Source organism: Pseudomonas sp. VD-NE ins, assembly GCF_031882575.1.
Lineage (GTDB): Bacteria > Pseudomonadota > Gammaproteobacteria > Pseudomonadales > Pseudomonadaceae > Aquipseudomonas > Aquipseudomonas fluorescens_BZ.
Map to the genome: position 1 here is coordinate 864,695 of NZ_CP134772.1, position 15,613 is coordinate 880,307.

11 protein-coding genes are annotated in these 15,613 nt (G+C 60.7%); 9 read left to right on the forward strand and 2 right to left on the reverse strand.

Annotated elements, in window-relative coordinates:
- The first annotated feature begins 407 nt into the window (after positions 1-407).
- From RMV17_RS03600 to RMV17_RS03615, 4 genes are all read left to right on the forward strand, one after another.
- Positions 408-1,757, forward strand: coding sequence for a GntP family permease (locus RMV17_RS03600; RefSeq protein ID WP_311885684.1), 1,350 nt, complete (start codon positions 408-410; stop codon positions 1,755-1,757).
- A 15-nt stretch (positions 1,758-1,772) separates the two neighbouring features.
- Entirely contained in the window at positions 1,773-2,633 is an 861-nt protein-coding gene (locus tag RMV17_RS03605) for a MurR/RpiR family transcriptional regulator (RefSeq protein ID WP_311885686.1), read from the forward strand.
- Between the two features lies 1 nt (position 2,634).
- Positions 2,635-4,092: a D-aminoacylase gene (locus RMV17_RS03610; RefSeq protein WP_311885688.1), complete on the forward strand. Its 1,458-nt coding sequence runs from the start codon at positions 2,635-2,637 to the stop codon at positions 4,090-4,092.
- A 198-nt stretch (positions 4,093-4,290) separates the two neighbouring features.
- The gene (locus RMV17_RS03615) at positions 4,291-4,659 is read left to right on the forward strand and encodes a glyoxalase superfamily protein (protein ID WP_007911550.1); all 369 of its coding nucleotides are present in this window, start codon (positions 4,291-4,293) and stop codon (positions 4,657-4,659) included.
- A gap of 395 nt (positions 4,660-5,054) precedes the next feature.
- On the opposite strand, the gene RMV17_RS03620 is transcribed toward RMV17_RS03615, so the two are convergent.
- Entirely contained in the window at positions 5,055-5,420 is a 366-nt protein-coding gene (locus RMV17_RS03620; RefSeq protein ID WP_311885690.1) for a DUF6124 family protein, read from the reverse strand.
- A gap of 513 nt (positions 5,421-5,933) precedes the next feature.
- Complete coding sequence (locus tag RMV17_RS03625) at positions 5,934-6,950, reverse strand: AraC family transcriptional regulator (protein ID WP_311885692.1); 1,017 nt, start codon at positions 6,948-6,950, stop codon at positions 5,934-5,936.
- Between the two features lie 212 nt (positions 6,951-7,162).
- Between RMV17_RS03625 and RMV17_RS03630 the strand changes: the two genes are divergently transcribed.
- The 5 genes from RMV17_RS03630 to RMV17_RS03650 all read left to right on the forward strand — a co-directional run bounded on the left by RMV17_RS03630 (position 7,163) and on the right by RMV17_RS03650 (position 15,482).
- Complete coding sequence (locus tag RMV17_RS03630) at positions 7,163-8,758, forward strand: FAD-binding oxidoreductase (RefSeq protein ID WP_311885694.1); 1,596 nt, start codon at positions 7,163-7,165, stop codon at positions 8,756-8,758.
- Positions 8,759-8,763: 5 nt separating this feature from the next.
- Positions 8,764-10,356: a glycerol-3-phosphate dehydrogenase/oxidase gene (locus tag RMV17_RS03635; protein WP_311885696.1), complete on the forward strand. Its 1,593-nt coding sequence runs from the start codon at positions 8,764-8,766 to the stop codon at positions 10,354-10,356.
- Positions 10,357-10,376: 20 nt separating this feature from the next.
- Positions 10,377-11,945 carry an FGGY-family carbohydrate kinase gene (locus tag RMV17_RS03640; protein ID WP_311885698.1) on the forward strand — a complete coding sequence of 523 codons (1,569 nt, stop codon included), beginning with the start codon at positions 10,377-10,379 and terminating at the stop codon, positions 11,943-11,945.
- A gap of 240 nt (positions 11,946-12,185) precedes the next feature.
- Positions 12,186-13,475: a phospholipase gene (locus RMV17_RS03645; RefSeq protein WP_311885700.1), complete on the forward strand. Its 1,290-nt coding sequence runs from the start codon at positions 12,186-12,188 to the stop codon at positions 13,473-13,475.
- Between the two features lie 48 nt (positions 13,476-13,523).
- Positions 13,524-15,482, forward strand: a complete 1,959-nt coding sequence (locus tag RMV17_RS03650; RefSeq protein ID WP_311885702.1) for a DUF1302 domain-containing protein — start codon at positions 13,524-13,526, stop codon at positions 15,480-15,482.
- Positions 15,483-15,613 lie beyond the last annotated feature (131 nt).

Below are 15,613 nucleotides of genomic sequence, written 5' to 3' on the forward strand. Positions count from 1 at the left end.
GGGAGCTGGCTTGCCAGCGATAGTGGTCGGCCAGTCAGCATCTAAGTTGAATGTGCAGCCATCATCGCTGGCAAGCCAGCTCCCACAGTTTTTGCACATTCTGTCTGACGGTGCGCGATCAAAACTGTGGGAGCGAGCCTGCTCGCGAAAGCGCTGGATCAGTCGGCAAAGATGTTGAATGTGAAGCCGCCTTCGCGAGCAGGCTCGCTCGCACATTGGTTTCTCGTTCACCGAAAAGCCATGTAAATCCCGCCCCATGATTTTCATTAATCACGACAAGACATATCCATCAGCGACACGCCTTGCCTCTCCACGAAAATTACTTTCATGCGGTTTGAAATCTCGATCTCGAAATGATTTATGAGTTTCACAACCCATTCGAACGTGACCCTTTCGAGGAGTACCGCATGACGCCTTCCTTCGGCTATTGGCTGCTGGTCTATGCCGCCGTCGCCATCATCGCGCTGATCGTGTTGATCGCCCGTTACCGGCTCAATCCGTTCATCGTCATCACCCTGATTTCCATCGGCCTGGCGCTGGTGGCCGGGATGCCGCCGTCGGGTGTGGTGGGGGCGTATGAGGCCGGGGTGGGCAAGACGCTGGGGCATATTGCGCTGGTGGTCGCGTTGGGGACGATGCTTGGCAAGATGATGGCCGAGTCCGGCGGCGCCGAGCAGATGGCGCGCACGCTGATCGATAAATTCGGCGAGAAGAACGCGCACTGGGCGATGGTCTGCATCGCCTTTCTGGTCGGGCTGCCGCTGTTCTTCGAGGTCGGTTTTGTGTTGCTGGTGCCGATCGCGTTCACCGTGGCACGGCGCGTCGGCGTGTCGATTCTGATGGTAGGCCTGCCGATGGTCGCCGGCCTGTCGGTGGTGCATGCGCTGGTGCCGCCGCACCCGGCGGCGATGCTCGCGGTGCAGGCTTATCAGGCGTCGGTCGGGCAGACGTTGCTGTATGCGATCGTCATCGGCATTCCCACCGCGATCATTGCCGGGCCGCTGTACGCCAAATTCATCGTGCCGCGCATTCAATTGCCGGCGGATAACCCGCTGGAAAAACAATTTCTCGACCGCGAACCGCGCGACAAATTACCGGGTTTCGGCATTACCATGGCGACCATTCTGTTGCCGGTGGTGCTGATGCTGATCGGCGGCTGGGCCAACCTGATTTCCACCCCGGGCAGCGGTTTCAATCAGTTTCTGTTGTTCATCGGCAACTCGGTGATTGCGCTGCTGCTGGCGACCTTGTTGAGTTTCTGGACGCTGGGTATCGCCCAGGGCTTCAACCGCGAATCGATCCTCAGATTCACCAACGAATGCCTGGCGCCGACTGCCAGCATCACGTTGCTGGTCGGTGCCGGTGGTGGCTTGAACCGCATTCTGGTCGACGCTGGCGTGACCGATCAGATCGTCGGCCTCGCCCACGAATTTCACCTGTCGCCGCTGATCATGGGCTGGTTGTTCGCGGCGTTGATGCGCGTCGCCACCGGTTCCGCGACCGTGGCCATGACCACCGCGTCCGGCGTGGTTGCGCCGGTGGCTATTGGTCTGGGTTATCCACACCCTGAGCTGTTGGTGCTGGCGACCGGCGCGGGCTCGGTTATCTTTTCCCACGTCAACGACGGCGGCTTCTGGTTGATCAAGGAATACTTCAACATGACGGTCGCGCAGACGTTCAAGACCTGGACCGTGCTTGAGACGCTGATCTCGCTGGTCGCTTTCGGTCTGACCGTCGGCCTTTCTTACCTGTTGTAATCGGAGCCCGCCGCCATGGACATCCTCTACCAGATCCGCGCCCGTCAGGATTCCTTCAGCGCCGGCGAAGGTCGCATCGCTCGGCTGATGCTCGACGACGTTGGTTTCGCCGCCAGTGCCAGTCTCGAAGACCTCGCGCAACGCGCCGAAGTCAGCACCGCCACGCTGTCGCGTTTCGCCCGCACCGTCGGCTGTCGCGACCTGCGCGATCTGCGTCTGCAACTGGCTCAGGCCAGCGGCGTTGGCAGCCGCTTTCTCGACCCGGCGGGCACGCCTGAACAGTCGGCGTTCTACGGGCAGATCGTCGGCGACATCGAAACCACGCTGCGCCAGCATCTGGCCGGATTCGACGAATCACGCTTCGCCGACGCAGTGAAACTGCTCGGCCAGGCACGGATGATTCACGCCTTCGGCATGGGCGGTTGCTCGACCCTGTGCAGCGACGAATTGCAGATACGCCTGGTGCGCCTCGGCTACCCGATTGCGGTGTGCCATGACGCGGTGATGATGCGCGTCACTGCGGCCAGCCTGAACGCCGAGCAAGTGCTCATTGTCTGTTCGCTGACGGGCATCACCCCGGAATTGCTCGAGACTGTCGAGCTGGCGCGCAACTACGGCGCGCGCATTCTGGCGATTACCCGCGCCGACTCGCCACTGGCAGAACTGGCCGACATCGTCCTGCCGCTGCAAGGCGCAGAAACCTCGTTCATCTACAAACCGACGGCGGCGCGCTACGGCATGCTGCTCGCCATCGACGTGCTCGCCACCGAGCTGGCGCTGGCCAACCCTGAAGACAATCAAGAACGTCTGCGACGGATCAAACTCGCCCTCGACGAATACCGTGGCGGCGACGATCACCTGCCGCTGGGAGACTGACATGCTGTACGACACGCTGATTCGCAACGCCCTGATCATCGATGGCAGCAACATGCCCGGTTACCGCGCTGACGTGGCGATTCGCGAGGGCCGCATCGAGCGTATCGGCGACTTGCACAATGCCACCGCCAGCGAGGAAATCGACGCCGCCGGTCGCGTGCTGGCGCCCGGTTTTATCGACGTGCATACCCACGACGACACCGTGGTGATTCGTCAGCCGGAGATGTTGCCCAAACTCAGTCAAGGCGTGACCACGGTGATTGTCGGCAACTGCGGGATCAGCGCTTCGCCCGTGACATTGAAGGGCAATCCACCGGATCCGATGAACCTGCTCGGCACGGCGGCGGCGTTCGTTTATCCACGCTTCAGCGATTACCGTGCGGCGGTGGAAGCGGCCAATACCACGCTGAACGTGGCGGCACTGATCGGCCATACGGCGCTGCGCAGCAATCATCTGGATGACCTGTTCCGCACAGCGACGCCAGAAGAAATCGCCGTGATGCGCGAGCAGTTACGCGAAAGCCTTGAGGCCGGTGCGTTGGGCTTATCCACAGGACTGGCCTACGCCAGCGCCTACAACGCCTCCACCGATGAAGTGAAGCAACTGACCGAGGAACTGACCGCGTTCGGCGCGGTGTACACCACGCACCTGCGCAGTGAATTCGAACCGGTGCTGGAGGCGATGGAAGAAGCGTTCAGCATTGGCCGTCACTCGCGTTCACCGGTGATTATTTCCCACCTCAAGTGTGCCGGCGTCGGCAACTGGGGGCGCAGTCCGCAATTGCTCGCCTCATTGGAAGAGGCCGCTAAAACCCAGCACGTGGGGTGCGACTGCTATCCCTATGCGGCGAGTTCATCGACGCTGGACTTGAAGCAAGTCACCGACGCCCACCGCATCACCATCACCTGGTCGACGCCGCACCCGGAAGTCAGCGGCCGCGACCTGATCGACATCGCCGCCGAATGGAATCTGCCGCTGCTCGACGCCGCCAAACGCCTGCAACCGGCAGGGGCGGTGTACTACGGCATGGACGAGGCGGATGTACGAAGGATCCTCGCCCATCCGTTGTCGATGGTCGGCTCTGACGGACTGCCGGAAGATCCGTTCCCGCACCCGCGCCTGTGGGGCGCTTTCCCACGGGTTCTCGGACATTTCAGTCGTGACGTCGGCCTGTTTCCGCTGCACACCGCCGTGCACAAGATGACCGGATTGTCGGCGGCGCGATTTGGTTTGAAGGAACGCGGTGAGATTCGTGAAGGCTATTGGGCGGATCTGGTGTTGTTCGATCCGGCGACGGTGCGTGATGTCGCGGATTTCAATGATCCGCAACGGGCTGCGCAGGGGATTGATGGCGTGTGGATCAACGGTGTATTGAGTTATCGCGACGGGCAGGCGAATGGCAGGAGAGAAGGGCGTTTTCTGGCACGCGAAGGTGATTTGCGCCAAGGGTTTCATTGATTCTGATGGCGCCAAAAGATCGCAGCCTTCGGCAGCTCCTACAGTGGAACGCATATCCCTGTAGGAGCTGCCGAAGGCTGCGATCTTTTGATTCACGTCTCATAGTGGCACTCTGAGATTAAAGAAAGTCATCAACAGGCCGAATTGCTGACATCCACCCCGTCTACACTGTGGGGCCAATCAGTCAGGGAGCACCCCATGAGCTTCGGCAAAACCACCCCGATCCTGCGGATCTTCGATGAAGCCAAAGCTGTCGAGTTCTACGTCGATTTTCTGGGTTTCAAGATCGACTGGCAGCATCGTTTCGAGGCGAATTTTCCGTTGTATCTGCAGGTGTCGCGTGGGGAGTGTGTGTTGCATTTGTCCGAGCATCATGGCGATGCGTGCCCGGGTTCGGCGCTGCGCATCGAGACCGATGAGCTGGAGGCGTTTCAGCAGCAGTTGGTGGCCAAGGATTACAAGTTTTCGCATCCGGGTATTCAGGCGATGCCGTGGGGGAGTCAGGACATGACGATCGTTGATCCGTTTGGTAATCGGTTGGTGTTTACCAACGCGATCTGTCTCTGAAGCGAAAAGCCCCTCACCCTAGCCCTCTCCCAGAGGGAGAGGGGACTGACCGAGGTGTCTGGCGCTGTACATCGACGTGAAAGATCTGCAGCGATTATGGATTCACGGCAGCACTTTCAGGTCGGTTTAACTAGTGAACATCTCACGGTCGGCCCCTCACCCTAGCCCTCTCCCGGAGGGAGAGGGGACCGATCCGGGGATGCTTGAGAGATACACCGACCTGAACCTGCTCGGTCGAATCCATAATCGACTCGGTCATTCAGGTCGATGTCTAGCGCCAGACACCTCGGTCGGCCCCCTCACCCCAGGGAGAGGGCTGGGGTGAGGGGGAAATGGCACACCGCAAAAAGAAGCCCGCCACCTGACCATCACAGTTGAGATCGCGGGCTTTTTCGTTACTCGGTCGGCACTAACCTGTCCAACACGCGATTGACGGCCATTTCCGCCACCATCACCACTTGCGCAATGCCCTGCAAAGTCTTGCGGTGTGTGCCTTCAACCTGCGCGGCATGGTTGTTGAGCATGACCGTCGCTGAACCGAGGGTTTCGCTGGCGTCGGCCAACAGGGATTCGGTGTCGGCTTGGGGATTGGCCATGTACAGCGTGTTGGGGGTGTAGGGCGTGGCCATGAGGTCGGCGTTCGTCGGACCGAGATAGTGGTCTAGGGCGCGCTCGGCGGCTTCGTGGAATTTCTTTGAGTCGGGGGATTCGTAGGGGGAGGCCGGGTCGGTGACCGGCGGGTTTGGCGTTACTTTGAACATGGGAGCGTACCTTTTAAAGCCGCATCCATTTCGCCGCTAAGCAAAAGGGAGGCAGCTGTGCGCAAGTTAGCGGACCGGTCGCATCCCACCCCGGCGCACCCGAAGGTGCCATGCGCACAGCCACCATCAAGCGCAGGCAAATACCTGACTGGATGATACTCGTGCAGCGGGGAGCGAATGTAGCCGAGCCGCTAAGCTCGATCACTGGGAATCAGTGACGCAATCAAGTTACGCAGCATGCTCAGGGCGCACAAGCCGGCGGATTCTGGCTTAGGCGTAGGTTACGGCGCAAGGATTTGTGGGCTGTTTCGCGTAACGCTGAGTGTCTTTAAACACCTGTGGTACAGGATGTTTATTGCTCTCAAGTATCGAAGAATTACCTGTAGGAATTGTTGGCTGCCACTGACGCCATCGCTGGCAAGCCAGCTCCCACAGGTTTATGTGCAAGTAATAGATTTTGTGGACGACTCGGACACTGTGGGAGCTGGCTTGCCAGCGAAGGGGCCAGAACATTCACCCCCGATGCATCTGCCGAAACTCTCCCGGCGGCATCCCGCGTCGACTCTTGAACGTGCGATGAAACGAGCGCGGTTCGGTAAACCCCAAATACTGCGCAATGTCCTGAATCGGCAGCGTGCTATTGAGCAAATAATGCTCAGCCAGCTCCTGACGCAAGTCATCGAGAATCTGCTGATACGACGTCCCCGCCTGATGCAACTGCCGCTGCAACGTTCGCACCGAAACGCTCAACTGCTCGGCGACCTGCTCCTTGCGTGGCAAACCCTCCTTGAGCAACTGCCGCAGAATGTTCTTCACCTGCTGCTCAAGCGACGCATCCTCCAGCGTCGCCATCAAGCCCAGCGCATGTTCTTCCAGCGTTCGCAGCAACTGCGCATCGGCCTGACGCAACGGCAGCTGCAAATACGCCAGCGGCACGACCAGCGCCGAATACGGCTGATCGAACAACACCGGGCAATCGAAAAACCCTTCGTACTGCGCCGGCGTAGCCTCGGCCGGGCACGAGTGCTCGAGCCAGACCCCGGCCGGCGACATCTGTGTATCGGCGATCCAGCGTGCATATTGCAGCCATGATCCCAGCACGTTCTCCACCAGATGCCGGCGGATTCGCGGGCGCTGATAACGGCAGGTCCAGATCAGATGCACATGGCCGTCCTGCACCTCAGCGCGGCTGACGCCCATGTCGCCGACCAGTTTTTCGAACGGCATGATCCGGCTCATCGCATCACCGAGGGTCGCGCAGTTCATGGTGATGTAACCGAGCACACTCCACGAATTGGGCAGGACGAAATTCGCCGCGTTGAGCCCGAACAGCGGATCGCCCGAGTGTTCGCAAAAATAATCCAGCAGCCGCTCATGCGCCTCTCCGGGCAAACGCAGGGTGTTGTCGCTCAACTGCTGCGCCTGCAAACCCGCCGCCGCCAACGCAGGCTCGATATCCATACCCAATTGTTCGGCATGGCGCAGGTACTTGAGCAGCGGCGGAACCGAGGTGAAGCCAAGCGATTGCATGATCCCATTCCTTTGATCAACGGCGGCGGAGACGGACGAAATAGCCTGAAAGGTAATTTGAAACCCCGGCTAAAGTAAATGGCTGACGCTTGCGCGACGTTTGACTCAATTGGCTACACGAACTGGCCGGATGCGACCGTGACACTTTGCAGCCGCTGGCTAGTATGGGGGCCTGAAATATCACTGATTCGACGGCAAAAAAGGACACACGCATGCGACGCTGGAACGGCTGGGGAGATGCAATCACGGTGGTCGAACTGCCGGCCCAGGGCGCGGAGTTTCTTCATGAACGCCTGGGCGAGGGGCGCGCGCTGCCCGATGCGACACTGGAGACCGCATTGGCCCGCGTAACGGCTTCGCGATTGCCGGCGCACAGTTTGTACAGCATTGATGCCCACGATCGTTTGCTGCATGCGCGGGGACAAAGTCTGCCGGACTGGCTGGCGTTGCGCGAAGGTGCGCTGGGCCATTATCCCGATGCGGTGGCCTTTCCCGAGACCGCTGAACACATTCGCCAATTGCTGGCGCTGGCTCACGAACTGGACTTGTGCCTGATCCCGTATGGCGGCGGCACGTCGGTAGCCGGGCACATCAATCCGCCGGATTCTACGCGGCCGGTGGTGACGGTGTCGCTGGCGCGGATGAATCGCCTGATCGACCTCGATGAACAGAGCCTGCTGGCGACGTTTGGTCCCGGTGCGAGTGGCCCGCAGGTGGAAAGTCAGTTGCGTGCGCGGGGCTATACGCTGGGGCATTTCCCGCAGTCGTGGGAGCTGTCGACATTGGGCGGTTGGGTGGCGAGTCGTTCCAGCGGTCAGCAGTCGTTGCGCTATGGCCGGATCGAGCAGTTATTTGCTGGCGGCACTTTGGAAACGTTCGCCGGGCCGATGCACATTCCAACCTTCCCGGCCTCTGCCGCCGGACCTGATCTGCGCGAAGTGGTGCTTGGTTGCGAGGGCCGTTTCGGGATCATTTCCGAGGTCAAAGTGCGAGTCAGCGCGTTGCCTGCCGATGAGCGTTTCTACGGAGTATTTCTGCCCAATTGGACCCAGGCACTGCAAGCCATTCGCCAATTGGCTCAGGCGCGCGTGCCGCTGTCGATGCTGCGCCTGTCCAACGCCGTGGAAACCGAAACGCAACTGGCGCTGGCCGGTCATCCGCAGCAAATCGCCTGGCTGGAAAAGTATTTGAATCTGCGCGGGGCGGGCACGGGCAAATGCCTGCTGACGTTCGGCGTCACCGGTAATCGTCGTCAAAACGCATTGTCACTGACCCAGGCGCGGCAACATCTGAAGGCCTTCGGCGGCGTATTCACCGGCACCTTGCTCGGCAAGAAATGGGCGCAGAACCGCTTCCGTTTCCCTTACCTGCGCGAGAACCTGTGGAACGCCGGTTACGTGGTCGACACCCTCGAAACCGCCACCGACTGGAGCAATGTCGACAACCTGCTCAACCTTATCGAAAACAGCCTGCGCGAGGCCCTGGCCGCCGAAGGCGAACGCGTGCATGTGTTCACCCACCTGTCCCACGTCTACGGCGAAGGTTCGAGCATCTACACCACTTACGTGTTTCGCCCGGCGGCGGATTACCCGGCGACGCTCGCTCGCTGGAAAGCGCTCAAACACGCGGCCAGCCAGACCATCGTCGACAACCACGGCACCATCAGCCACCAGCACGGTGTCGGCAAGGATCACGCGCCGTACCTGCTGCGCGAGAAGGGCGCATTGGCGATGGACACCTTGCAGGCGCTGAGCAAACACTTCGATCCGGCCGGGCGCCTCAACCCCGGCACGCTGCTGCCGGAGTGACGGCCATGAGTCAGGACTGGAACGCCGCGTGGCGCCAGCAGATTCTGCCGACGCTGGCCGAGGAAACCTGGGATCTGATCGTCATCGGCGGCGGTATCAGCGGCGCCGGCATCCTGCGTGAAGCGGCGCGTCGAGGTTGGCGTTGCCTGCTGCTGGAGCAGCGCGATTTTGGTTGGGGCACGTCCAGTCGATCTTCGAAAATGGTTCATGGCGGTTTGCGTTACATCGCCAAAGGGCAATGGCGCCTGACCCGTGATTCGGTGCGCGAACGTCAGCGCTTGCTCGACGAAGCGCCGGGGCTGGTCGAGCCGATGAGTTTTCTGATGCCGCACTATCGCGGCGGCTTTCCCGGGCCTCGGGTGTTGGGCGGTTTGCTGAGCGTTTACGACGCTCTGGCCGGGCGTCGCAGCCATCGCTTTCATGATGCGCAACAGCTTCGATATCTGGCGCCGGGGGTGAAGGAAAACCGCTTGCTCGGCGGCACCAGTTTTGTCGATGCGCTGACCGATGATGCGCGACTGGTGATGCGTGTGTTGAGCGAAGCGCGGGCGGATGGCGCGGTCGTGATTAACGGCGTGCGCGTCGAACATCTGTTGCGTGAAAACGGGCGTGTGTGTGGCGTTCAGGTAGAGGATTGCGAAGCCGGTTCGTCACTGCAATTGCGCTGCGGCGTGCTCGCGGTGGCTACCGGCGCATGGGCTGAACGCTTGCGACCGACCGAGGCGCCACAGCAATTGCGGCCGTTGCGCGGAAGTCATTTATTGCTGCCGGGTTGGCGTCTGCCGGTGGCGCAGGCGTTCACGTTTCTGCATGAGCGCGACCGGCGTCCGGTGTTCGTTTTCCCGTGGGAAGGCGCCACAGTGGTCGGCACTACGGACCTCGATCATCGTGAGGATCTGGATCAGAGCGCGAGCATCTCTAACGAAGAACTCGACTATCTGTTGGCGGCCTGCGCACAACAGTTTCCCGGTGCAGAAGTGACGGCGAATGATGTGCTGTCGACCTGGTCCGGCGTGCGTCCGGTGGTGGGCAGCGCAGGTGCGCATCAAGACAAACCCTCGAACGAAACCCGCGAGCATGTGCTGTGGCAGGAGCCCGGTTGCGTGACCCTGGCTGGCGGCAAACTGACCACGTTTCGCCCGCAAGCCATCGAAGTGCTCAAGGCCTGCGCGGCGATGCTCGAACGTCCGTTCGTCGATGATGCCGCGCCGGTGTTTGCCGCTGTCCCTGCGCTGGCGATTCCAGAGTTGAGCAGCCATCAGTGGCGACGTCTGGCAGGACGGCATGGCCGAGAGCTGCCAAGGCTGGCGCAACTGATCAAAGACGTCGGCCACGCCACGGTCGGTGCCACGGATACGTTGTGGGCGGAATTGGCCTTCGCCTGCGAGAGTGAAATGGTTCTGCATCTGGATGATTTACTGCTGCGCCGCACGCGTCTGGGCCTGTTGTTGCCGCGCGGTGGCGAAGAGTATTTCGCCGCCATCCGCCAACTCTGCCAGCCACGACTGGGCTGGAGCGACGAACACTGGCAGCAGGAAGAACAGCGTTATCGGGCGTTGTGGCAACGCCATCACGGTTTGCCGGATGCCACGCCTTGATGCCCCTTGAAGAGAGCTCCATGGACAACCACCCGAACAAGCGTTACCTGCTGGCCATCGACAACGGCACCCAGAGCGTACGCGCGCTGCTCTTCGATCTACAGGGCAATCTGCTTGGCAAAGGCAAGGTCGAGTTGCAGGCGTATTACTCGACGCAACCGGGCTGGGCCGAGCAGGATCCGGAGTATTACTGGGCGAAGCTCGGCGAGGCGTGTCAGCAGGTCTGGCAGCAAACGGGGATTGATCGCTCGCAGATTGCCGGCGTTTCCCTGACCACGCAGCGTGGCACGGTGATCAACGTCGATGCTGAGGGCAAGCCATTGCGCCCGGCGATTCTGTGGCTCGATCAGCGTCAGAGCGAAGTCGAGGGCGGGATCAAAGGGCCGTGGGGCTGGTTGTTCAAACTGGTCGGCGCGCAGGGCACCGTGGATTATTTTCGCGCTCAGGCTGAGGCTAACTGGATAGCAAAACACCAACCTGAAGTGTGGGCGGCGACCGACAGGTTTTTACTGCTGTCGGGGTTTCTTACTCATCGACTGTGCGGAAGTTTTGTCGACTCGGTGGGTTGCTGCGTCGGCTACCTGCCGTTCGACTTCAAACGCCTGAAATGGGCTGCGCCGAGTGACTGGAAATGGCAGGCGCTGGCTGTGCGTCCTGAGCAATTGCCGACCCTGCACAAACCCGGTGAAACCCTCGGCTACATCACCGCTGAAGCCGCTCGCCACACCGGTATTCCCGAAGGCTTGCCGCTGATTGCTGCCGGCGCCGACAAGGCTTGCGAAGTGGTCGGTGCCGGCGTGGTCGATGCGAGTACGGTGTGCCTGTCCTACGGCACCACGGCGACGATCACCAGCACCCGCTCACGCTATCTGGAAATTGTCCCGTTGATCCCGCCGTACCCGTCTGCGGTGCCGGATCAGTACAACTGCGAGGTGATGATTTATCGCGGTTACTGGATGGTCAGTTGGTTCAAGAACGAGTTCGGGTTGCGCGAGATGCAGCAGGCCAAAGAGCAGGGCATCGAGCCGGAGCAGTTGTTCGATGCACTGGTTGAGGCGGTGCCGCCGGGGTCGATGGGCCTGATGTTGCAACCGTACTGGTCGCCAGGGATTCGCGAGCCGGGTGTCGAGGCGAAAGGCGCGATGATCGGCTTCGGCGATGTGCACACCCGGGCGCATATTTACCGGGCGATTCTTGAGGGGCTGGCGTATGCATTGCGCCAGGGCATGGAGAATATCGAGCGGCGTTCGAATGTCTCGATCAAGCGTTTGCGCGTGGCCGGTGGCGGCTCGCAGAGTGATGCGGCGATGCAGCTCACGGCAAATATTTTCGGCCTGCCGGCGGAGCGTCCGCACGTGTACGAAGCCTCGGGTCTGGGCGCGGCGATTTGTTGTGCGGTGGGGTTGGGGCTGCATGCGGATTTCCCCACGGCGATCGCGGCAATGACCCGGGTGGGCGCGGTTTTCACCCCGCAGCCCGAGGCTCAGAAAATCTATGAGCAACTGTACAAAGAGGTCTACCTGCGCATGTACCGCCAGCTGAAACCGCTATACCAAAGCATCCGCAAAATCACCGGTTACCCCGCCTGAAAGAACACCACCAATCCCTGTGGGAGCGAGCCTGCTCGCGAAAGCGGAGTGTCAGTCACCATTGATTTCACTGACCCACCGCATTCGCGAGCAGGCTCGCTCCCACAGGGGGCGGTGGCGTTTTTTATATTGCGTACGTGGCGCCATCGGAGACTTTTTCTGGTGAGATCGGACAGTGTCACCAGCGGGGTCGGTTGTTAGGCTCATCCCCCACGGCACCGCCAATAAGAACGAAAAGCAATGAAGCTGACCTTCCTCCTGTTGCTGCTTTGTGCAACGGCCCCGAGCGCCTGGGGCTGGTCGAACCATACGGTGGGCAGCTATCTGGCGTTGCAGGAACTGCCGGCGTTGCGCGATGCACCGCAGGTTGAAGTCGAGCCACTGGAGCAGTTCCTCACCGAGCAATACCCGGCGGTGCTGGCGCTGTTGGAGCAACAGGAAAGCTTCGCCCGCGAGCACTTCGCTCAATACCCGCCACGCCCCGACAACCTGAAATTGCCCGCAGTCCCAAGTGACAATCTGCGCCACGATTTCCTCTCGGCTCTGCGCATCAATCCCGAGATTCATCTGGCAATGGTAATCCAGCCATTACCCGGCAAAGACCTGCCCGAGCGTGAGCACTTGCAGGCCAATCAAGTCATGGTCGAGCAAACCCTGTCACCGTGGAATCGCCAGCGTTTCATCGTCGTTACCGAGCACGAAAAAGTCGCGCCTCTCGCGGTGCTCGCCAGCGCCGCCGACGAACCGGATTACGGCCACGACATCAATCTGTTCAGCGACAACCCCGGCAACGTCGGCGCGATCTACGGTTTCGGCCCGCAACCGTTCGGTGATGCGCGGTTCCAGTACAGCTCGCAGGCGCCGTTCCACATGGGCTTCTTCCATGAAAGCGCGGTGGTGTACGCCGCTGCCGGGTTCCTCGAGCGCAGCTGGCCGGACTGGCGCGCCTATCAATACATGGGCCTGGCGCGACTGGCGTTTGCCAGCGGTCATCCGTATTGGGGCTATCGCTTTCTCGGCTGGGGCCTGCATCACATTCAGGACCTGACCCAGCCTTATCACGCCAAGCCGTTGCCGGGCGTCGACCTCGCCAGTCTTCTATTACTGGAAGGCAAGGCCATCGCCGGTTTCGCTGAGGACAAACAAGCCTCCATCGAGCGCGTCGCCACCCGGCACATGGAAGTGGAGAAGTACCAGTCGACCTGGCTGCGCCGCGTGTTGCGCGCCGGTCAACCGCACCCGATGCTCGCGGCTTACGCCGATGTGGCTCAGGACAAAACCTATCCGCCGTACTCGGTCGACTACCTGCGCGAAGTGGTCAGTGCCGAGTCGGTCAACGACTCCGCAGCCTTCGACGAAGCCATCGGCCAGTGGCTGGAAACGGCGCCCGTCAGCAGTGATTTCAGCAGCGGCAATCAGCTTCATAGCGAAGATTTCGACCACCCGGCACTCAACCAGCAGTTGTTCAAGTTGCTGGGGCATTTCGGCGCGCACAGCCGGATTTACGTCAGCGCGGGATTGGCGCCGTAGCGCGGCAACGCACATCAAAACAATAAAAAAACAGGGAAGGAGGAACAGATGATCAACACTCGATTGCGCCTGACGGGCGCCGCGCTCCCCGGGGTCGGACTGGCCGGGCTGCTGCAACTGTGCGCAGTCGATGCGGCGCACGCGGTGGAATTCAGCTTCATGGACAAGCAAGTCACCGGCTCAGTCGACACGACCTTGTCTTACGGCCGTTTGTGGCGGGTGCAGGGCCGCGACAAGACTAACGATGACGTCAACACCAACGACGGCAATCGCAACTTCGACACCGGGCTGGTTTCCGAGGTGTACAAGATCACTTCCGAGCTTGAAGCCAACTATCAGAACTACGGCGTGTTCGTGCGCGGTACCGCGTTTTACGACACGCAACTGATGGACAAGCGCAACGACTACTACGACAACAACAGCCCCTCGCAACCGAGCCAGAGCTACCCGCAGGACGACCATTTCACCAGCCAGACCCGCGACATCGCCGGCAGCCGCATCGAGATGCTCGACGCCTACGTGCATGGCAGTTGGGACGTCGCGCAGATGCCAGTAACGGCGCGCGTCGGTCGGCAGGTGTTCAACTGGGGCGAGGGGATTTTCTACCGCGGCGGGATCAACACCACCAACCCGGTGGACGCCGCCAAGTACCGCTTGCCCGGCGCGGAAGTGAAGGAAGTGCTGGTTCCGGTCGAGGCGCTGAGTTTCAACATCGGCCTGACCGATTCGCTGACCCTGGAGAGTTTCTACCAGACCAACTGGAAAGAAACCCGCATCGACCCGGTCGGCACCTTCTACTCGCAAACCGACCTGTTCGCCGACGGTGGCAACACCGGTTACAACAACTTCAGCGGCACCGCGCTGGATACGCCTGTGCCGGGGTTTGGCAACGTCATCGGTTTATACAGCGCGCTGGGCAACAACCCGTTGCTGAACTCCGCCCTGCAAAGCACCGGGCTGTACGCCAACGGCGTAACGCCGGCGTATGGCAATACGCTGAAAGTGGCGAGCATCGGCAAGGACTACAACGCGCGCAACGATGGCCAGTTCGGCTTTGCCTTTCGCTACATCGCCGAACAGCTCAACAGCACCGAGTTCGGCTTGTACATGGTCAATTACCACGCCAAGGAACCGACCATCGCTGCGGATCTGGGCGGCTACAACGGCATCGACATGGATGCCCTGACCAACCTGTTGTCCGGTGTTGCCGGCAGTCAGGCCGGGGCGCTGGCCAATGGGTTGGCGACTGCCGACGTGATGGGCAATATCCAGGCGCATCGGCGTTACGCCGAAGACATCCGCATGTACGGCTTCAGCTTCAACACCACGTTGGGTGAGGCGTCGGTGTTTGGTGAAATTGCTTATCGGCCGAATCTGCCGATCGGCGTTGCGGCGACCAACGATTTGATTGGTGATCTGGCCAACGGTGCTGCCGTGGCGGTGACAGGCAGGTCGATCAACGTCGGCGGGCAGATGGTCAACCTTAACAGCGAGATCAACAACGCCGAACGTGTCGAAGCGTTCAACACCTCGCTCGGCACTATTTACAACTTCGGCCCGACCGCTTCGTTCGACTCGCTGTTCGGCATCTTCGAACTGGCCTCCGAACACCTGCGCGGCAGCGGCCTGCAATACACCGCGTATGACGGCAGCCGTCGTTACTACGCCGGCACCGGTAACTATTCCTATGTGTCCGGCGGCGATCGCGACGATCAGGTCAACCGCAATTCCTACAGCTACACGGCGATGCTCAACGGCACCTGGAACGACGTATACGCCGGGGTCAACGTCTCGCCATACATCGTTTACAAGGACGATTTCGAGGGCAACAGCTATCAGGCCGGCAACACCATCGAAGGGCGCAAGGCCTACACGCTGGGGATCAAGGCCAACTACCAGAACAAGCTCGAAGCCGAACTGCAATACACCGAGTTCTACGGCGGCGGGCAAAACAACGGCATCCGCGACCGCGATAACGTCGGGTTCAACCTTAAGTATTTCCTTTGATTGCCCAGAACAAAACTTGCGGCACCCCGTCCCCCTGTGGGAGCGGGCTTGCCCGCGATGACGGCAGCACATTCGACAACAGTGGTGGCTGACCCACCGCTATCGCTGGCAAGTCGAGTCGTCGCACCGCA